A 17,980-nucleotide genomic window follows, 5' to 3' on the forward strand; every position below is an offset into this window, starting at 1 on the left:
TCGCGATCATTGCCGGATCAAGATCGTGAAGCACTGGCGCCATGGCCACCGCGTCATCGAAAAGATCCGCATCTGCCGGCGCTGACCGACCAGCGAGCGGACATCTCCCCTCGGCGAGGGGAGATGTCCGGCTGCGGCTGCGCCGCCTTGCAAATTCCCGCCAAAATGCCATCTAGAAGCCGGCATTCATAAGGAAAGCAAAAAGTGACGCAGCGAAGCGGCAGCGCCGACCTGCCGCTGCATGGCGGGCGGGTCCCGAAATGGCTGGGCGATCGCATGACGAGGCTCGGCGCGGTGCTGTGCGAAGCCATCATCCATCATTACGGCCGCGACGAGCTTTTGCGGCGCCTCGCCCATCCCTTCTGGTTCCAGTCCTTCGGCGCCGTGATGGGCATGGACTGGCATTCTTCCGGCATCACCACTTCCGTCATCGGCGCGCTGAAGCGGGGCCTCAATCCGATGGCCGGCGAGCTTGGCATCCATGTCTGCGGCGGGCGCGGCGCACATTCGCGCAAGACGCCGGGCGAGTTGCTGGCGATCGGCGACCATGTCGGCCTCGACGGCCAAGCTCTTGCCACTGCCAGCCGGCTGGTCGCCAAGGTGGACAGCGCCGCCGTGCAGGACGGCTACGACCTCTACCTGCACGGCTTCATCGTCAGCGATGACGGGCGCTGGGTGGTGGTGCAGCAGGGCATGAACGGCGACGCCCGCCAGGCGCGCCGCTACCACTGGCTTTCGGAGGGGCTGACCAGCTTCGTCGACCAGCCGCATGCGGCGATCGAGGGCGAACGCCAAGGCGAGATCGTCAACCTCACCGACCACCGCGCGGAGAAAGCCCGCGGTGGGCAGATCGCGCTTCTGAAGACGATGAGCCCGGAAAAGATCCTGAGCGAGCTTGCCGTGCTGGAGCCGCGAGCCGAAGCGCCCGAGCCGGCCGCGCAGCCGCTGCTGCCCAACCTCGTCATGCCGGCGCATCACGACGTGCGCGAAAGCGACATCGTCATGCGCCGCCTGCACGGCAACATTGCCGCCGCGATCGAGAGCGGCCCGAAGGATTTTCCCGAACTGCTGCTGGTGCCCGGCGTCGGCCCGCGCACGGTGCGCGCGCTCGCCATGGTCTCCGAGGTGGTGCACGGCGCGCCCTGCCGCTTCTCCGACCCGGCGCGCTTCTCGCTCGCCCACGGCGGCAAGGACCGCCACCCCTTCCCCGTGCCGCTTAAGGTCTATGACGAGACGATCTCGGTGCTGAAATCGGCGGTGAGCAAGGCCAGGCTCGGGCGCGAGGAAGAGCTGCAGGCGCTCAAGCGGCTGGACGGGGAGTCACGCCGGATGGAGCGCTATGTGACGGGGCCGAGCCTGAAGGAGATCGTCGCGGGGGAAATGGACCAGTCGCATTTGCTCGGAGGGCGGAGCGTGTTTGGGTGGGAACCACCACCTGATAGCGACCCGAAGCCGCTGAAGAAAGGCGCTTGAGACACGGCTGAAACGGCGTCACGCAAAGCGCGCAGATAACCGCATCGATCGGCGCTGCCCCTCATTGCCCTGCCGGGCATTTCTCCCCGTATAGTGACGGGGAGAAAGATGCTGTCACCGCCGCTTTCGCCAACCGCCAACGTCGCGGAATAGCTGCCAGCGTCGCGGCCATCCCCTTCTCCCCGTCACTATACGGGGAGAAGGTGCCGGCAGGCGGATGAGGGGCAGCGCCGAGGCCAGAAGTTTTTGCGCGGTCGTCTTTCAATACGCTCTTCGCAGTGAATCGTCGGAATGAATAACAATGCGAATTTGTCCTTCGGCACGTGGTTTAATCAGTGCTGGGATTGGGAGAGAGCCGCAGCCGCCTCCTGCTTCCAGCTTCAGCGGCCAGTTTCAGCCACTTCAAACTTTCGCCGGCGTCGGCTCTCACCCCGTCTGCCCCAGTGGCATAGGCTTTGCAACCATAGCTGGTAGGGTGTTGCTGGATCGGCGCCTTCCTCGACAACCAGCAGGCCCCACGAGCCAAGCCGACGGAACCAGTAAATCGCATCCGCCTCTTCTAGACTGGATGGTCACTGCGAAGCGAGGTGGTCGTGGTCGGCTGGCCGGGTCATCTTCAATCCGGAGATCAGTGGATTAACGGTCATCGCCAGCTCGATTTTAGGTGCCCCCAGGCGGCCTTAAGCACAAACAGCAGTGTCATCAACATTGCGGTGTTGAGAACAGGATGGGCGCTAAACACGGTCGCAATTACTGCAGCGACGCCGATCATGAACATCATTGAACCGAAAACAAGTCTAATGAAACGCATTCAGTCACTCCAGTTGCATAGTCACATAAGCAGCTTTCGATCCGGCACAAGCTAGGCACATCGCTTTCCCCTCACCCTACCTTCCTCCCCATCATCATCCCGTAATGCACCGCCAACAAATCCAGCCCGACCTTCAGCAGCTTGACCACCACATCGCGGCCGTCGCCGGTGCGTTCGGCGATGGCCTTCACCGACTGGCCTTCGAGGCAAATCTTGCGCACCACCTCCGCCACCTCCCAGTGGGCGAGCGCGGCCGCTGCGTGGGCGTGGGCGCGGCCGGCTGAGAGCACGCGGTCGGGCACGCCGCCGCCGAGGCGGCCGCCGTCGATGCGCTCGCTCCAGGATTGCGGCTGCAGGCCCTCGCGGGCGGAGCGCTCGAAATCGTCGCGAAAACGCTGGCCGGCTTCGCGCTGCTGACGGGTGAGCGAGGTGATGCCGGTGAGCGGATCGACATTGCGCAGGCGCACGATGCCGCCGGTTGAGGTGTAGCCACCGTTCGACACCTGGTAGACGCGGCGCGCCTCGGCCGTGCCGGGGGTGAGGCGCTGGCGGCCGAAGGCGTCGGGCTTCAGCGCGAAGTCATGGCCGATCTCGCGGCGGATGCGCACCTGCTCGGCCTCGCCCTTGGGGAGTTTCGGGGGTTGCGGTTTCTTGGCGGCTTTGCGGGGCATGGGCGGTGTCCTTTGTGGTGGGTGGTGTGAGTGGCCAACGGGAGAGGCTGCGTTCCTTCGCGCCCCCCTCTGCCCTGCCGGGCATCTCCCCCACTTGGGGGGAGATTGGCAGCTTGGGCGCCCCCGCTCAGACCTGCGAGGGTGGAGGTTGGCGAAAGCGGTGGCGAAGTCTGATCTCCCCCCTTGTGGGGGAGATGTCCGGCAGGACAGAGGGGGGCGCTGTCCCGCCGGCATATCGATCATTGTCGGCTCCCCCTCCGTCGCGGCTGCGCCGCGCGACTAGCCGGGGCGAACCACGGGTCTCGCCCGTCCTTCGGACCCCCCACTTCGCGGCGGCGAAGAAATGAGCGCCCGCTTCGCCAACAGCTCCCGCATCAGCCGCCGTTCCCGCACCTCGATCGAAAGCTGGGCGCTGGACGGGCAGAACTGGGCGTTGTCGACCTTCGCCTCGCCGCGGATGAAGCGCTGGACCGCGGCTTGCACATCGGCAAGCTCGGCATCCTGCACGGCTGCGAGATAGCCGCGCAGCTGCATCTCGGCATCAGCGAGCGCGGATTGCGGGAAGCAACTGAACATCGCGGCCAGCGCTTTCGCCGCCTGCTGCAATTCGGCTGCGGTCATTGATCTCCTCGATGATGGCGTTGGCGGCATCGACATGTGTCTTGCGGCGATGCCAGTTCTGTCCGGCTGAACGGCCCGAAAATAATTTCTCGTTCTTTTGCCGCGGAGCGGCAGCCCGGGAAGAAAACGCCAGAGCGTTTTCTCCCGATGGATCTATGGCTATTGGATTGTTGGATTCTGGATTCTTGGATTCTGGACTCTGGGGCTTATCCTCCCCTTATCCCCTGACTTAACCCGCCGCTTATCCAAGCGCGAAAACGTCCTTTCTTTCGAAAGGCTTGGGTTGCCGCCCTTGAGGCCGTTGCGGCGCACCACACGCGCCTTACGCGCGTCCGCGATCATGCGCCGGGAGTAGATGCGGCCATGCCGGTCTCGCGAGAAGACGCGGTTCTGCTCGAGCTCGGCAAGCAGGCGTCCCAGCTCCATTTCTGTGCAGCCGGCAAGGCGCGCGAGCGCCGCCTCCTCCAGCCCCTTGCCGGCGATGGCGACATAGCCAACCGGCTCGTGCGCGGCGGCAATGCAGAGCATCCGCATCCACAGGCCTTGGGCCGCCAGCGAGCAGAGGCGCAGATTTGGATCGGACTCCCAATCCGACCAGAAAAACTTCGACCAGGTCGTACCGCTCATGGGATTGCCTGATGAGAGGCCGGGCAGCGGCAGGTGGCTAATCTCCCCCCTTGCGGGCGAGATGGCCGGCAGGCCAGAGGGGGGTGCTGTCCCGCCAGCCTATCCGCTCTGCTTGTCCTCCACTTTGCCCATTGTACTGCTGATTGGCGAGGCTGGCGTTCCTTCACACCCCCCTCTGTCCTGCCGGACATCTCCCCCGCAAGGGGGGAGATTGAGCACTCCGCCGCCGGCGCCTTCATTGTTGCCACTCTCACATCCCCCTCCCGCGTTGGCCGTGAAACCGCGCATGATGATGCGCGCAGTAGGAGCGCGTGGCCGACGTCGGCAGGCCGCAGCAGAGCATGTCGGGACCGGGCCGCGCGCCGACAGGATCCTCGTCCGCCGCCTGGCGCAGCGCGAGATCGATCGGCGCGCGGCAGCGCTTGAACAGGCAATCGAGGAAGCGCATCGCCGCGACATGCGGCTGGCGGCCGGGCGGGACCGGAGGCGGCGGCGCGGGGAGCTTGTAGAGCTGGACGTCGGATTTTTCGCGGGTGCCGGGGGAAAGCCAGGCGGGCGGCAGCGTGCGCGCGGGCTTGCGGGCTTTGGATTTTTTGGGTTTCGGTGGAGTGCGGGCATCCGGTTGCGTGGATAGCTCAACAGCCGATAGGTTGGCGGGACAGCACCCCCCTCTGCCCTGCCGGGCATCTCCCCCGCAAGGGGGGAGATCAGCAGCTCCAACGCCGGCGCCCTCAATCAGTTCGGCATGCCTGGAAAGCGCTGCCGGCTCGGAGAGCGTGACACCTCCGGCCACCACCCTGCCCCGCCGGCCCGGCCGGTCCGGCCGCACATGTTTCCGCGGCCTGCCGCCAGCGCGGCCACCCTTCGGGTTGGCGAAGCCGATGGCACGAAGGCCGGCGTTGCGGTGCACGATGCCGATAATGGCGTTGCGCGAGACCGGGCTGCCGCGCAGCGCGCTGAAGCGGCCGGCAATGCGCGAGGCCGATAGCCCCTCCTTCAGCCAGGCGGCGATCTCGTCGATTTCCTTTTCGGTGTAGGCGGCAGCCATGTCTCATTCCATTGCTTGCGAAGGGTTGCGAAGCGCTCGGCATGTGGCCAAGCGCCAGGGTTCGGCCCGGGGCCGTTGGTCAGGTCAGGGAAACGGTTGGGATCAGGCGGCGCCGGGCGCCGCACCAAGCAGGCGAAGAAGGGCCGCCTCGGCGGCGGCCCGGGTCAGGCCCGACACCGCCAGGCCCGCCTTGCGGTCGAACAGGATGACGGTGCCGTCCTCGGTGCGGATGCAGGAGACGAGCCGGCCCGAATTGGGGGCCGGAGCCGGGGGAGGAGCGGCTCCGGCCGTTCCGGTGAACCGGGGTGCGGGCGGTTCAGCCGGATCCGAGGCAGAAGCCCCGGAAAGCGTCCGGACCGGTGAGGAGGTCAGTCCGGACGATTGGAATTCGACAGGCGAGGCAAGCGCGTTCATGCCGCCTCCGCTTGCATGGCGGCCGCGGCGCGATGGCCCGCCTGCCATTCATAGCTGATGCCGGCTATGCCGCGCCTGCGGCTCGCGGCCACCACATGCGGCCAGTGCTGCGGCGCGATGCGTCCGCGACGGCGCATCTGGCGGGCGGCTTCATAGCCGCAGCCGACATCTGCGGCGAAGGCGCCGATGCTCTGCCAGGAATCAATTAGCCCCGAGATGCTCGCGGGCAGCCCCGGCACATTCGTGGCGGAGATGCTCGCAGGGAATGCGGAAATGCTTGCGGTAGGCTCATTCATGCGCTAAGCGTACGTTATGTACGAATGACGCGCAAGCGAAATCGTACAATTTGGACGATAATTTTCAGGCATTTTGTACGATGATGGATTCTCGGCAGAGATTGCAGCAGGCGCGCGCCCAGGCCGGCTATGCCTCGCCCAGCGATGCCGCTCGGGCCTTGCGCGACATCAACAAGAACACGCTTATCAGTCATGAGAACGGCAACCGGCCGCTGTCGCGCAAGGCGGCGGAGAAATACGGCCGGCTGTTCGGCGTCGACCCCGGCTGGCTCTTGTTTGACGCCGACGGCGTCGAAGCCGCGCCTGTGCACCTCGCCGCCTCGCCCATCACCATCGACGTACCGATCGTATCGTGGATCAGCGCCGGCGAGCTCGGCAGCCAGGACAGCGTGGTCAACCTTTCGGACTATCCGACGATCCCCACCGCCGATCTCGAGGAAGGCGAGTGGATTGCGCTGCGCGTTGACGGACCGTCGATGAACAAGATCTCGCCGCCGGATTCGATCATCTTCGTCAACTTGCGCGACAAGCGGCTGGTGACCAATGGCTGCTATGTGATCGCCGACGAAACCGGCCGCGCCACCTACAAGCGCTACCGCCCGAACGACACTCCGCCCTTCCAGCCGGCGTCCTATCTCGACATTCCGCCGCCGGAGCTCGAAGGGGCGATCACCATCATCGGGCGGGTCAAGCGCTCAATGATCGATATGTGAGAGACAATCTCGCTGAGAAACCGTTGCTCAACGAAGAACAAGAAGAACTTCGCGTTGCCAGGCTTTGAGGGTTGCGTTCTTGGGCCGAGAGCGAGCACAGGATAGCGTTCGCAATTTCTGCTTGCATTTCGGAACAAAAACGGAACTATATAGGTACTTGCAGCCGCTGCCGCGGCAACTCCGGGGGGAGGATCAAAACATGTCACGCCGCACCGGCGCGTTCGCCCGCGCATTCGTTGCATGGCTTTCATTTGGCCCGCTTTTGGCGCCGGTGGGAATAGTGCTGCTGCTTGGCGGGCTTCGCAGTCCGGCGCTCGCAGAGAGCAAGGATTACGCTACTTGCTTCAGCGACGGCGCCCTCTCCGCCGACCAGCAGATTAGCGCCTGCACGCCCATCGCCGAGGACAGCGCCGAGATTCCCGATCTTCGCGTTAACGCCTATTTCTGGCGTGGCCTGGCTTACACGCAGAAGAACGATATCGACCGCGTCATCGCCGACATGACCGAGGTGCTCGCGCTTGATCCGACATACGTGCCCGCCTTTACCAATCGCGCCATTGCCTGGGAGAGCAAGGCAGATTTCGAGCGAGCCGTCGCGGACTACACTCGCGCAATCGCGCTCACGCCGGACGATGCCAACCTCTATGCCGACCGCGCCAGGGCACTCAACAAGAAAGGCGAGCACGACCGTGCGATTGTCGAATGCGACAAGGCGATCGACATCGATCCCGCCAACGAGATGGCCTATGGCGTGCGCGGCGTCGCCTGGGAGGACAAGGGCGACGCCACGCGGGCCCAAGCCGACTATGACAAAGCAGAGAGCGTCCGCGCGGACCCCATCACGCCTTACCATGACCGCGCACTTTCATGGATCGCCAAGGGCGAGCGCAGGCGCGCGGAAGCCGATTGCAAGCACATCGCCGGCGTCGATGCAGACAAAGGGCGTGATTGCTCACGCCGGATCGCCGAGGCTTTTGGCGAGCCGCGCGACGGAGGTGGCGAGAAAACCGCCACCGCCCAAAATGCGGTCGGCATAGAATGGCAGGAAAAGGGCGACCATACCCGCGCCATCGCCGCATTCGACGAGGCGATCCGGCTCAATCCAGCAAGTTCCGCATTCTACTTCAACCGCGCCAAGAGCTGGGGCTTAAAGAAGAATGATGCCCGCGCTATCGCCGATCTGGATGAAGCCGTACGCCGCGACCCGGCCAACGCCCCGGCTTACCGCGTGCGCGGCATGACTATGGCTCGAGTCGGCAATTCGAAAGAGGCGCTTGCCGATCTCGACAAAGCGATTTCCATCAGTTCCGACGATCCAAAATCGTATTTCGAGAGGGCGCTTGTCTGGGAGGCGAGCGATCCTGATAAGGCAATAGCGGACCTGGACAAGGCAATCGCGCTCGACCCGGCCAACGCGGACTACCGAAAGGAAAGACTGAGCGTCCAGATTGGCAAGCGCAGGGCCGAGGGGCAACCCGTGCTGCAGTCACCGGGCGCTACGACCAGTCAGGCTCATGTCCCAATCCCAGTTGAGCCGCAGGCGGCCAAGCCTATCGCGCCTCCCACGTATGAGCCGCCGCAACTCTATGCCAAGCGCGACAATTCCGCCGCCATCGACTGGAATATGAAATCGGGGTTGCAGCAGATGCAGGTCGACCCCAAGGGCGCGATAGATACATTCAGCTTTGTCATCGGCCTCGATCCCTACAACGCCGATGCCTACTACCACCGATCCATCGCGGAGGCTTTGCTTGGCAATTTCGACCTCGCCGTCGGCGACTGCCGGCGAGCCGTCGAGCTCGACCCGAAGCGGGCAGGCACGTGCAGGGAACACCTGCCCGGCGAGCAAGGCAAGCCGACCGCCGCGAAGCCAGGCAGGGATCCGGCGACCGCCAGGATCCTGCTCGAGCGCGCCCAGATGCGGCTGTCGAAATATGGCGTGGACGGCGCATTGCTCGATTTCGACAAGGCCATCAGCCTCGATCCCGAAAACGCCGACGCCTATTTCGGTCGCAGCCGCGCCCGGATGCTCAAGGGCGATCAGGCCGGCGCGGCAGTCGATTGCCGGCGTGCCATCGAACTCGACCTGAAGCGGACTGGAACCTGTGACGAGCAGGCTGCCGTTGGCGAAAACAGGCCGGCGCCGCCAGTGGGCATGCAACAGTTGCACCCCTCTGTTGCGGCCGCCGTTGAAACCTTGGCCAAGCAACTCGGCCAAGGCAAAGCGAGCCCAACGCGAATACTGTCCGCTTCAAAGATGCTGGAGGCGGCCGAGGCGACCGACCCACGTGTCCTGAGCGCGGTGCAGAGCGGCGACACCTTTTCGGACGCGGGCAAATATGACCATGCCATCGCAGAGTATGAGAAGGCGATCGCGCTCGACCCCAGTAGCCCATTCGCCTATTTCGGCCGCGGCAAGGCCTTGGCCGCCAAGCGCGCCTACGACCTAGCGATCGCCGACTACGATCGGGTGATCCAGCTCGTTCCGGATCTGGTCTCGGCCCATATTCGCCGGGGGATGGCCAAAACCATGTCGGGCGATGTCGAGGGCGCGCTTGCCGATTGCGGCCATGCCGCCACGCTCGACCCGAAGGCGCGCGACGCGTTCTTTTGCAAGGGCATGGCCTGGCACGCCAAGGGCGACGGCGGGCGGGCGATCGCCGCCTATTCATTAGCGATCGCGATCGATCCGAAAGACGCCGCCAGCTATTATGGGCGCGGCATGGCACGGGCCGACAGGAAGGACTATGACGGCGCCATCGCCGATTTCGACCGGGCAATCGACCTCGACCCGCACAATCCGGATTACCTGGTCAGCCGCAAGGCGGCCGACGCGGCAAGAGGAAAAGGCGATGTCGCGGCCGAAGCCGGCGGGCCGGATCCGAAGAAGCTCAAGGCTTTCATCGATCTCGGCGATGCCCTCTACAAGAGGCACAAATTTGATCGCGCCATTGCCGAATACAACAAAGCCATCACGCTCGATCCGAAAATGGCGTCCGCATATCTGGGGCGCGGCATGTCGCTGGTAGCGAAGGGCAAGTATGACGCGGCCATCGATGATTACGGCAAGGTGATCGAACTCTATCCTGCCTACGTCGAAGCTTACCTCGGCCGCGCCGTCGCCTGGAGCAAGAAGAACGAACTGGATCGAGCGATCGCCGATTTCAGCCGCGCGGCCAAGATCGACCCCAGTTCTGCGCCAATCTATTTCGGGCGTGGCAGCGCCTGGCTCGCCAACGGCGATTACGACCAGGCGATTGCCGACTACGACCAGGCGCTCAAGCTGGATCCAAGGCTGGCCCTAGCCGAGGAGGGCCGCAAGCTCGCCGTGGCGGCCAAACGCAAGTCAGCCGGAAGCGATCCTGTCGGCTCTGACCAGAGCAAGTTGAAGACCATCGTCGACCACGGCTACGTCTGGTACAAGAAACGCAAGTATGCACGCGCCACCACCGCGTTCGAACAGGCCATCGCGCTCGATCCGAAAAACCCCGCCGGCTATCGCGGACGGGCGATGGTCCGCACCGACACCCATGACTATGATGGCGCCATTGCCGATTTCAGCAAGGTCATCGAACTCGCGCCGAAGAGCAGCGATGCCTATTTTGGGCGTGCCGCTTTGTGGGGGAAGAAAAACGAGCTTGACCGGGCGTTAGCCGACTATGACCGAGGCCTCGAGATCGATCAGAGTTGGAGCATGGCCTATTACGGACGGGCAACCAAAAGGCTGGAGAAGGCCGATTACGAGGGTGCGATGACAGACTTCGACAAGGCGATCGAATTGGATCCCAAAGTCGCGCGCTTCTACATCGATCGCGGCTTTGCCTATGCGGCAAAAAAGGACATCGACAGCGCAACGCGAGACTTCAACAAGGCGATCAGCCTGGACCGGAAGAAGAGCGCTGGCGCCCATTTCGGTCTAGGTGCAATCAAGGAAAGCCAAGGCGACCACGATGGCGCCATCGCCGAGTACAGCCGCTCTATCGAGATCGACCCGACATATGCCGACGCCTACGATTTGAGGGCACATTCCTGGAGAGCTAAGGGCGATTTGAAGCGCGCCGAGGCCGACCGCAAGAAGGCGCTGAGCCTCGGACTGAACTAGACAGGCATTTTAGAGGGGCGGATGTCGCGTTGGAAATGGTTGCAGGTGGTGGCGGTCGTCCCCTTTGAGCTTCGTTGAGGCAAAAGTGCTACCAGCGATGTTCGGCGGCGGCAGATATCACCATGAGTCGGTGGCGAAGCCGCCCCAGCCTGTGACCACCGCCTACATCGATGCCTAGATCCGGAAGCAGGATCTCCAGATCGTTGAGGCTATCGCACGCGAATTTCCGGACGACTACGATGCGATGCTGCGCAAGATCACTGCCGCCGCCCAGACCGGAAGCCAAACAGAAGTGCGCAATACCAGCAGACAGGCCGTCGCCGATCTGCGGCACAGATATGCACGGCTCCTGCCTTCAGCGCCGGACAGCTAGGTCTCGCTAGCGCTTTCGGGCAACTCGACATGCTCAATCATGTCATGGCGCGCGAAACGCCGGCCACCTGCAACAATTACCTGCGCTATGTCTCGAAGTATGGCCTTTCCTTCAGCGCCTTGCCGTTGCGGTCGAGCAGTATTCCCGAGGCAAACAAATACCCGCCCATCGCTTCCATCTTCGCCATGTCCATGGTGCCGATGGCGCCGTTAGCATTCCTTCAAAAAATGCCGGTCGTTCAGCGCCGGGTTGTGAGCGTGTCCTTGTTCGCCGCGATCAGCGGGTCGCCTGCATGCTTCGCGCGGTCGACGGCGAAGGCGTAGCCGGCCCGCGTCCCTCGAAAAAAGCAGCGGCGGCTTGTCGGTTGGCGCCAAGGAACGCGTTTCCGGAAATGATCAAGGTAGTGTGCTCGTCCGGCAGCCGTAATCGGCGTAACGGAAGCTGCGCTGCTCCAAGCTTCCAAGCCCGGCCTCAACGCCTTCCAGGTCGAGTCTTCGGGCGTGACGTCGATCGCACCGGGCAAACCGTTTCCCCAATCCGCAGAAGAGCGGCCCATCTCTCTTAGGAGATGCCGGTCGTTATAAGATTTTTACCAGTTTCTTATAATGCTCTTGAATCTCGCCGAATAAGGCCCAGTTATAAGAAAACTGCATGTTTCTTATAACGCTGCGCACGCCCGGGAGCGGCCATGAAAACCATCGATCTTGCCTATCGTACCCTCTATGCCGAGCTGGTGCAGCGCAGCCTGGATGCCTCCTTCGAGACCGATTTCTCGACGGCAGGCAATTTCGTGCGCGTGCCGGTGAAAGGCCGCGACTACTGGTATTTCGAAGAGACGCGGCCGCAAAAGTCCAGGCGCTATGTCGGCCCGGCGGAAGATCCCGAGATCGCCAAACGGGTCGCGGCCTTCAAGGAGATCAAGGACGATCTCAGAGCTCGCCGCAAGCTGGTCTCCACGCTGGTTCGCGACGCCGGCCTGGCGGCGCCCGATGCTTTCAGTGGCGACGTCGTCGAGGCGCTGGAAAAGGCCGGGCTCTTCCGCCTGCGCGCGGTGCTCGTCGGCACCGTCGCCTTCCAGACCTATGCAGGGCATCTCGGCGTCAAACTGCCAGGAGCCGCGCTGCAGACCGGCGATGCCGACTTTGCCCAGTTCCATTCCGTCTCGGCCAAAGTCGACGACAGCATGCCGCCGCTCATCGAGGTGCTGAAGGCGGTCGACCCGACATTCCGGGAAATCCCGCACCGAACCGATGGGGGGCGCACGACGCAGTTCGAGAATGCTTCGCGCTACCGCATAGAATTCCCCACTCCGAACCGAGGCAGCGACGAGCATGCTGACCATGCCAGCCCGATGCCGTCGCTGGGCGGCGCCTCGGCGCGGCCCTTGCGCTTCCTCGATTTCCTGATCCGCGACCCGGTGCGGGCAGTGCTGCTCCACCGCTCCGGCGTGCCGGTGCTGGTCCCCTCGCCCGAACGCTTTGCGGTCCACAAGCTGATCGTCGCGGCGCGACGCGAGCGAAGCGCTGCCGCCAAGCGGGAGAAGGACCTGCATCAAGCTAGCCTGCTGGTCGAGGCGCTCGAGAATACGCGTCGGCAAGACGACCTCGCCCATGCCTTCGCGGAAGCGTGGAACCGGGGCGAAGCATGGCGTGAGGCGCTGCGCAAAGGCTTGCAACTGCTTCAGCCGGACAGGCGCGAGGTGGTGGACCTGGTCCTCGGCAAGGCGCTCGACGAAGCGCGCATCGAGCTCGACGGTTTCATGATGCGGTCAAAGTGAATTATCGTTCAAATTGTACGAAAGGCGCTTGATTACTTTTCGTACATAAAGTACGATATTGCCCTTCGTTGAGGGGATATCCTTGAACACCGCGAACCATGCCGCTTTCGCCGACCTTTCCCGCCCATTGCTCTCGCCTTTGCCGCTCGCCGAGCGCGAACGCCTGGCCGGCGCGTGGCGCATGGCCAGCCAGGACATCGCCGACGACGTCCGCTTCATCCGGCAATATCTGAAGGTGATCGCGGAGAAGGACGACCGGCTTTCGACCGGCACGCTGGTGCACGGCCGCGCCTATGTCGAGGCCTGCGAGGCCTGGCTGCCCGAAACGATCGCGCGAATGGTCAGCGAATGCGAGTGCGCGATGACTGCGGCGGGCGTGCGCTTCGCAAAATCGAGCGATGCCTGGGAGTGAGATGTCTTCCTTCTTCGCGGAGGAAGAACCACCAAACGCGACGAAACCAGAGGGGCGCGAAGGAGCGCGGCGACGGAATGGTTTCCGCCCGCGCCGGGTGCAGAGAATTCCATTTTGCAACCTTCGGATGCACCTCGACAAATGTATCGTTTCACACAATTGCCAATTGGTGGACGCGGGCGAGCGGCCGGTAGTTAATTCCTTTCGGGCGAAGGAAGGCATAGTCGCGTACCAGGGAGGAACTCGTTTGATAGACCAGCAAATCGACATCGGCGCACCAGCCGACGATCAGCCTTACGAAGTCACCTCATTCGCCAGGAAGCATGGGCTGACGATCCCGATCGCGGACGCGGTGCTTTTTGCCAAGGGTCCGTCGCCGTCGCGGGCGGCCTGCGATACCGCCGCGCTGGCTTTCCTCTGCGCCGTTGCGCAAAACGCCAGAAAGCAAGGGAGGCGATAGCCGTTCAGCCTCCACCTCCGCGCCCTAAATCTTCGGGCGCGGGCTTGCTACATTTCGATTGTGCGGATGGCAGCGGCGGAACGGCCGCTGGGGTCAGGCCTTGGCTTTCGGCTTGGCAGGAGCCTTGACCTTCGCGGGGGCTTTGGCGGGCGTTTCGGCCTTGGCCGACTTCGGCTTGGCGGTGGCCGTCTTTTTGGGCGCGGCCTTGGACTTCGGCTTTACTTCGGCGTCGATCTCGGCGGCCGCCTGGTCCCAGTGCTCCATATGCGCGCCTTCCGGCCGGCCGGCCTGCTCCCAGATCTCGTGCGCCCGCCGGCGAATGCGTTCCTGCCTGTCGTCCGTCACTGTCGCCTCCTTTGAGTGGGGCCGCTCCCCGACGGAAACATTAGCTGAATTTTCCGGTGGCGTCTTGCGCATCGACGCGTAGGTGCCTGAACTTCGGCAGCGATTTCTTCAGTGCACGTCGGAGACGATCGCAACGCCCAGATACGCCGCCTTCTTTGTAATCAATGCGGCTAAATCGGCGTCAGAGCGTTCGGTTCCGGTGCGCCTGCGCAGCAGGCCAATCGCTTCCTTCATCGATAAGAGGCCAGTGCGGCGTTCGGCCAGAAGCTGGTCGACCGCCTTTGCACAGTCGACTGATTCGACATGGGGGTGATGCATGGCTGCGACTCCTTCCTAGGAGCCGGCATCCCCCCGCCGGCATGGCGGGAGGATCGGGGCTCGTAAGCGTAAGATCACTCGATGACGTGGATGACCCTGCGTGTACCAGGATCGATCAGGACAGTGCGATCGTTGACCACGGCATATCTGTACTGAACGTCCGGCACCTCCCGCAGCTCGACCGTGTCAGGCACCGTCGAGCCGACGCCCAGTTCCAGCCCCAGTATGTTGACCGAGGCGATCGGGTGCTTGTGGACATATTCCTTGACGACAGTCTGCTGCTCCGGCGTGACGATGATCTGGTCCGCAGCGGCAAAGCCTACGCCGGCGATCAGAGCAAGGCCGGCAACAGCAGGAATAAGGGTGCGTTTCATCATAAGTCTCCTGTTGTGTTGGCGAGCTCCGCCCGCCTCCGCCGTCGCGGAAACCTGGCAGGTCGAACATAGGAGCTCCCGGGGCAAACGCGTGCATTGGGGTCTTGTTCCGTCTGCGGCGCCTAATTGATTGTTGCCGGCGGAACCGCCGGGGCAGCTTCGCATTGTTTGAATTGAATAAATTCGACCAGCAAAGGCCCGCCATGACTGCAGTTCACATCACAAGCGACATGCCGCTCCGCGCGCCGGTGGCGATCGCAGTCGGGGCCGGTTTCAAGCGCGAGATCGCTTCCCTGGCGGCGATGCAGAATTTCCTCAAAGAATGGCCGCCGGCGATGCGCGGCGACTGTTATGCCGCGGCCGTGCAGACCTGCGAGGCAGCGCGGACAGGCGAGAGGAAACTTGGGGAAGCGCGGCAGGCCTTCGTGGCATTCGCTCAGAAGGCCGGCATTCTGTGGACCGGCGTCGACCCGGTCACCGCGCTACGTGAAGCCAAGATCAGACGTCTCAAGGCCAGGAGCATAAGCCAGCAGCGCCGGCAATGGCCGCTGGCGTGACAGGCTGCTGAAGTCCGGGCCTATAGGATCGGGCTTATCGAACCCATCATCGAAAAAGCCCTCGCGGCCGAAGGCTTTTGTCGCGCCAAGCGGCGTAGCGCCGCTCACTGCCGCCCAGTGCTGGACGGCAGCCAGGCGACATCGATGACGGCTGTCAGTTCAGCGAAGCTTCGCACGACTCGGTGAGGAAAGATGCGGCGATCAGATCGTCCGCATCGATGCGTAGGGAGCCATCGCCGCCCCCCATTATGGCCGCGACCTTCTGGAAGGTCTTTATTTCATGTGCGGTGATGTGGGCGTCTTCCATCCTGGCCCGCAACTCGGCGACGCGCATCCCGAGCGAGCGGGATGTTCCGATTTCTCGTTTCGACATGTTAACTAGTCCTCCTCGCCCCTGCCCATGCCTGTTCGCCGCCGCCCGATTCTGCTTTCTGCCACCGGTTTGTGTTGCCTATGAGACAGGTTTGTTTCTGCCACTGGTTTGTGTTGCCTATGAGACAGATTTGACCCAAAGCGCCCAACTTGGGTGTGGGTCAAAGGTTCCGTTAGGATATCGTAAATTAATAATTTTCCGTTAACCGCCCGCCGCCGTGACCGGCGGCGGGGCATCCGTTCGGCCGATTACGCTATCGGTTAATTGAGCACCTTGATGATCTTGCGCGTGCCGGGGTCGACGATCACAGTCCGGTTATCGACCACGACATAGCGATATTTGACGTTCGGCACCTCGTGCAGTTCGACCGTCTCGGGAAGCGTGCTGCCGATGTTCAGCTCGATGCCGGGAACCTTCACCGAAGCCAGCGGCTGCTTTTGCACATATTCCTTGATGACGGTTTCCTGCTCGGGCGCGATCACGACGGTGTCCTGCGCAGCGACGGCGCCAGCGCCGGCGAGAAGCAGGAGGGCCGCGGCGGCGGTGGTGATGTGCATTTTCATGGTCGTCTCCTTTGTGTGGTCAATCGCCTCCTCTGCTGCGCCTGCGATTTCCACAGCCGATCGGCACCGTCCTAACGCCGAGGGCCACGGCTTGTTCCTGCAAAATTCCGCACATCCGCCGGCGTAAGAACGCCGCCGCCGCTTGGCAAAACAATCTCGGAACAATGCCTTCCAAGTCGTGTTTAACCAACGAAGGGACCGACTTTCCGAGGAGAAATCAGATGAAGCATCTTCTGATCACGAGCATGATCGCGCTCGGCGTCGGTTGCGGCGCCGCGGTGGCGCAGACCGAGTCCGTGCAGCCGAGCGGCGGCGATAGTTGTGCCGCCGGCCAGGCCGACTGCCCGAAGGGCGGCAAGGCAGGCGAGCAGGCCCAAGGCAAGATGAAGTCTCAGACCGAGCAGAATGCTCAGGGCACCACCAAGATGAAGACTGAGCAGAATGCCCAGGGCGAGGCTGGCGCCAGCACCGAGCAGAACGCCGAGGACAATACGCAGCTGAAGAAGAAGCAGCAGGCGCAGGGCAAGGCCGACACAAAGACTGAGCAGAACGCTCAGGACAATACCACGCTGAAGAAGAAACAGCAGGCCCAGGGCAAGACCGGCACCAGCACCGAGCAGAATGCTGACAGCAACACCAAGGTGCAGACCGAGCAGAATGCTCAGGGCAAGACCGGCACCACCACCGACCAGAACGCCCAGGGCACCACCAAGATGCAGACCGAGCAGAACGCTCAGGGCAAGACCGGTACGACCACTGAGCAGAACGCTCAGGGCAACGTCCAGACCGACCAGGACAAGACGGCCTCGATCACCAATGTGACGGTCGAGCAGCGGACGCAGATCACGCAGATCATCCGCGAGACCAACGTCCAGCCGGTTCGCGATGTCAGCTTCGACATCTCGATCGGGGTCGAGGTTCCGCGGCAAAAGATCCGGCTGCATCGCCTGCCGGCCCGCATCGTCAAGATCGTCCCGGCTTACGAAACCTATATGTTTTTCGTGCTGGCCGACGGGCGCATCGTGATCGTGGATCCGGACACCTACAAGATCGTCGTGATCCTGGAGGCCTGATCCAGACAGCATTTCAGACAGGAGGCCTGCCGTGCCGCATGGCATGGCGGGCTTTTCTTATGTCGCTTCAGCCGCGGGCGCAAACGCCCCTTCCCGAGGCCGGGGCAGCCCCGTCCAAGCCTTATCGCCCGCCCTCGCCGCAACACAGCCGTCGGACTGAGGTCTGGTTTGGCAGGGCATTGGTCCCCCTCTCGAACATACAGGCAGTTATCTTGTTGGAGTCATGACTGGCGAGCATAGGTCCCTTCATCGTCGGTTGCTGTTGCACCCGCCGCTACCTGCGATGCGGCGGGTGCTCCTTTTGGGGGTGCTGCATGCAACTCGGAGAGATCATTGCGAACCTGTTCGCCGCCGTTCTTCTGATCTGCGTTGTGGCGCTTGTGTTCTTCACCGGCGGCAGACCACTCTGGCCGGATCGCGAAGCGAAGATGGTGATCCTTCTGCCGCCGGATGCCATGACAACGGGATCGGTCAGGGCACTGGCGCACGTTCGCCTGCCCGACGCCTTCGATATAAGAATGGTCCAGCCAAGGCCCCAATCCCGATAGCCGGTGGGCCAGCCTATAGCCGGCCGCGACG

23 protein-coding genes are annotated in these 17,980 nt (G+C 63.2%); 9 read left to right on the forward strand and 14 right to left on the reverse strand.

The window, feature by feature from the left end; translation table 11 throughout:
• The first annotated feature begins 204 nt into the window (after window positions 1-204).
• A complete protein-coding gene (locus EOA49_RS22365; RefSeq protein WP_067322358.1) occupies window positions 205-1,473 on the forward strand; it encodes a DUF763 domain-containing protein in 1,269 nt (422 codons plus the stop codon).
• 643 nt (window positions 1,474-2,116) lie between these two features.
• On the opposite strand, the gene EOA49_RS32770 is transcribed toward EOA49_RS22365, so the two are convergent.
• The 7 genes from EOA49_RS32770 to EOA49_RS22410 all read right to left on the reverse strand — a co-directional run bounded on the left by EOA49_RS32770 (window position 2,117) and on the right by EOA49_RS22410 (window position 5,961).
• Complete coding sequence (locus tag EOA49_RS32770) at window positions 2,117-2,284, reverse strand: hypothetical protein (protein WP_164747022.1); 168 nt, start codon at window positions 2,282-2,284, stop codon at window positions 2,117-2,119.
• 71 nt (window positions 2,285-2,355) lie between these two features.
• Complete coding sequence (locus EOA49_RS32775) at window positions 2,356-2,955, reverse strand: DUF6456 domain-containing protein (protein WP_095801436.1); 600 nt, start codon at window positions 2,953-2,955, stop codon at window positions 2,356-2,358.
• A 279-nt stretch (window positions 2,956-3,234) separates the two neighbouring features.
• The gene (locus tag EOA49_RS22385) at window positions 3,235-3,576 is read right to left on the reverse strand and encodes a hypothetical protein (protein ID WP_127242033.1); all 342 of its coding nucleotides are present in this window, start codon (window positions 3,574-3,576) and stop codon (window positions 3,235-3,237) included.
• A gap of 159 nt (window positions 3,577-3,735) precedes the next feature.
• Window positions 3,736-4,203, reverse strand: coding sequence for a hypothetical protein (locus EOA49_RS22390; RefSeq protein ID WP_127243349.1), 468 nt, complete (start codon window positions 4,201-4,203; stop codon window positions 3,736-3,738).
• A 250-nt stretch (window positions 4,204-4,453) separates the two neighbouring features.
• Window positions 4,454-5,251, reverse strand: coding sequence for a GcrA cell cycle regulator (locus EOA49_RS22400; RefSeq protein WP_127243351.1), 798 nt, complete (start codon window positions 5,249-5,251; stop codon window positions 4,454-4,456).
• 102 nt (window positions 5,252-5,353) lie between these two features.
• Window positions 5,354-5,665, reverse strand: coding sequence for a hypothetical protein (locus EOA49_RS22405; RefSeq protein ID WP_127240485.1), 312 nt, complete (start codon window positions 5,663-5,665; stop codon window positions 5,354-5,356).
• Window positions 5,662-5,961, reverse strand: coding sequence for a hypothetical protein (locus tag EOA49_RS22410; RefSeq protein WP_245460770.1), 300 nt, complete (start codon window positions 5,959-5,961; stop codon window positions 5,662-5,664). Before EOA49_RS22410 ends, EOA49_RS22405 begins: the two co-directional genes overlap by 4 nt.
• An 80-nt stretch (window positions 5,962-6,041) precedes the next feature.
• On the opposite strand from EOA49_RS22410, the gene EOA49_RS22415 reads away from it, so the two are divergent.
• Both EOA49_RS22415 and EOA49_RS22420 read left to right on the forward strand, forming a co-directional pair.
• Window positions 6,042-6,674, forward strand: a complete 633-nt coding sequence (locus tag EOA49_RS22415) for a S24 family peptidase (protein ID WP_127240486.1) — start codon at window positions 6,042-6,044, stop codon at window positions 6,672-6,674.
• A 199-nt stretch (window positions 6,675-6,873) separates the two neighbouring features.
• Window positions 6,874-10,776 carry a tetratricopeptide repeat protein gene (locus EOA49_RS22420; protein ID WP_127240487.1) on the forward strand — a complete coding sequence of 1,301 codons (3,903 nt, stop codon included), beginning with the start codon at window positions 6,874-6,876 and terminating at the stop codon, window positions 10,774-10,776.
• An 88-nt stretch (window positions 10,777-10,864) separates the two neighbouring features.
• Here the strand turns inward: EOA49_RS22420 and EOA49_RS22425 are convergent, their stop codons facing one another.
• Entirely contained in the window at window positions 10,865-11,110 is a 246-nt protein-coding gene (locus EOA49_RS22425) for a hypothetical protein (RefSeq protein ID WP_127240488.1), read from the reverse strand.
• Window positions 11,111-11,178: 68 nt separating this feature from the next.
• On the opposite strand from EOA49_RS22425, the gene EOA49_RS22430 reads away from it, so the two are divergent.
• The 4 genes from EOA49_RS22430 (at window position 11,179) to EOA49_RS33610 (ending at window position 13,798) form a co-directional block, all read left to right on the forward strand.
• On the forward strand, window positions 11,179-11,472 hold the full coding sequence (locus tag EOA49_RS22430; RefSeq protein WP_127240489.1) for a hypothetical protein: 294 nt from the start codon (window positions 11,179-11,181) through the stop codon (window positions 11,470-11,472).
• 365 nt (window positions 11,473-11,837) lie between these two features.
• A complete protein-coding gene (locus EOA49_RS22435; protein WP_127240490.1) occupies window positions 11,838-12,926 on the forward strand; it encodes a GSU2403 family nucleotidyltransferase fold protein in 1,089 nt (362 codons plus the stop codon).
• Between the two features lie 82 nt (window positions 12,927-13,008).
• On the forward strand, window positions 13,009-13,338 hold the full coding sequence (locus EOA49_RS22440; protein ID WP_127240491.1) for a hypothetical protein: 330 nt from the start codon (window positions 13,009-13,011) through the stop codon (window positions 13,336-13,338).
• Between the two features lies 1 nt (window position 13,339).
• Complete coding sequence (locus tag EOA49_RS33610; RefSeq protein WP_245460771.1) at window positions 13,340-13,798, forward strand: hypothetical protein; 459 nt, start codon at window positions 13,340-13,342, stop codon at window positions 13,796-13,798.
• Window positions 13,799-13,891: 93 nt separating this feature from the next.
• Here the strand turns inward: EOA49_RS33610 and EOA49_RS22450 are convergent, their stop codons facing one another.
• The 3 genes from EOA49_RS22450 to EOA49_RS22460 all read right to left on the reverse strand — a co-directional run bounded on the left by EOA49_RS22450 (window position 13,892) and on the right by EOA49_RS22460 (window position 14,835).
• Window positions 13,892-14,143: a DUF2934 domain-containing protein gene (locus EOA49_RS22450; RefSeq protein WP_127240492.1), complete on the reverse strand. Its 252-nt coding sequence runs from the start codon at window positions 14,141-14,143 to the stop codon at window positions 13,892-13,894.
• A gap of 108 nt (window positions 14,144-14,251) precedes the next feature.
• On the reverse strand, window positions 14,252-14,461 hold the full coding sequence (locus tag EOA49_RS22455) for a hypothetical protein (RefSeq protein WP_067001047.1): 210 nt from the start codon (window positions 14,459-14,461) through the stop codon (window positions 14,252-14,254).
• Window positions 14,462-14,535: 74 nt separating this feature from the next.
• Entirely contained in the window at window positions 14,536-14,835 is a 300-nt protein-coding gene (locus tag EOA49_RS22460) for a DUF1236 domain-containing protein (protein ID WP_067001089.1), read from the reverse strand.
• 203 nt (window positions 14,836-15,038) lie between these two features.
• Here EOA49_RS22460 and EOA49_RS22465 point away from each other — a divergent pair, with 203 nt between their 5' ends.
• Window positions 15,039-15,392: a DUF982 domain-containing protein gene (locus EOA49_RS22465; RefSeq protein ID WP_245322363.1), complete on the forward strand. Its 354-nt coding sequence runs from the start codon at window positions 15,039-15,041 to the stop codon at window positions 15,390-15,392.
• Window positions 15,393-15,546: 154 nt separating this feature from the next.
• On the opposite strand, the gene EOA49_RS22470 is transcribed toward EOA49_RS22465, so the two are convergent.
• Both EOA49_RS22470 and EOA49_RS22475 read right to left on the reverse strand, forming a co-directional pair.
• A complete protein-coding gene (locus EOA49_RS22470) occupies window positions 15,547-15,765 on the reverse strand; it encodes a hypothetical protein (RefSeq protein WP_067001044.1) in 219 nt (72 codons plus the stop codon).
• Window positions 15,766-16,025: 260 nt separating this feature from the next.
• Window positions 16,026-16,328: a DUF1236 domain-containing protein gene (locus EOA49_RS22475; RefSeq protein ID WP_067001081.1), complete on the reverse strand. Its 303-nt coding sequence runs from the start codon at window positions 16,326-16,328 to the stop codon at window positions 16,026-16,028.
• A gap of 221 nt (window positions 16,329-16,549) precedes the next feature.
• On the opposite strand from EOA49_RS22475, the gene EOA49_RS22480 reads away from it, so the two are divergent.
• The gene (locus tag EOA49_RS22480) at window positions 16,550-17,401 is read left to right on the forward strand and encodes a DUF1236 domain-containing protein (RefSeq protein WP_127240493.1); all 852 of its coding nucleotides are present in this window, start codon (window positions 16,550-16,552) and stop codon (window positions 17,399-17,401) included.
• Between the two features lie 221 nt (window positions 17,402-17,622).
• Here EOA49_RS22480 and EOA49_RS33130 read toward each other — a convergent pair.
• Window positions 17,623-17,980 (reverse strand): hypothetical protein (locus tag EOA49_RS33130; RefSeq protein WP_206520210.1); only part of this gene is annotated, 358 nt, incomplete at its 5' end.

Origin of the sequence: Mesorhizobium sp. M1A.F.Ca.IN.020.04.1.1 (assembly GCF_003997315.1) — a bacterium.
Lineage (GTDB): Bacteria > Pseudomonadota > Alphaproteobacteria > Rhizobiales > Rhizobiaceae > Mesorhizobium.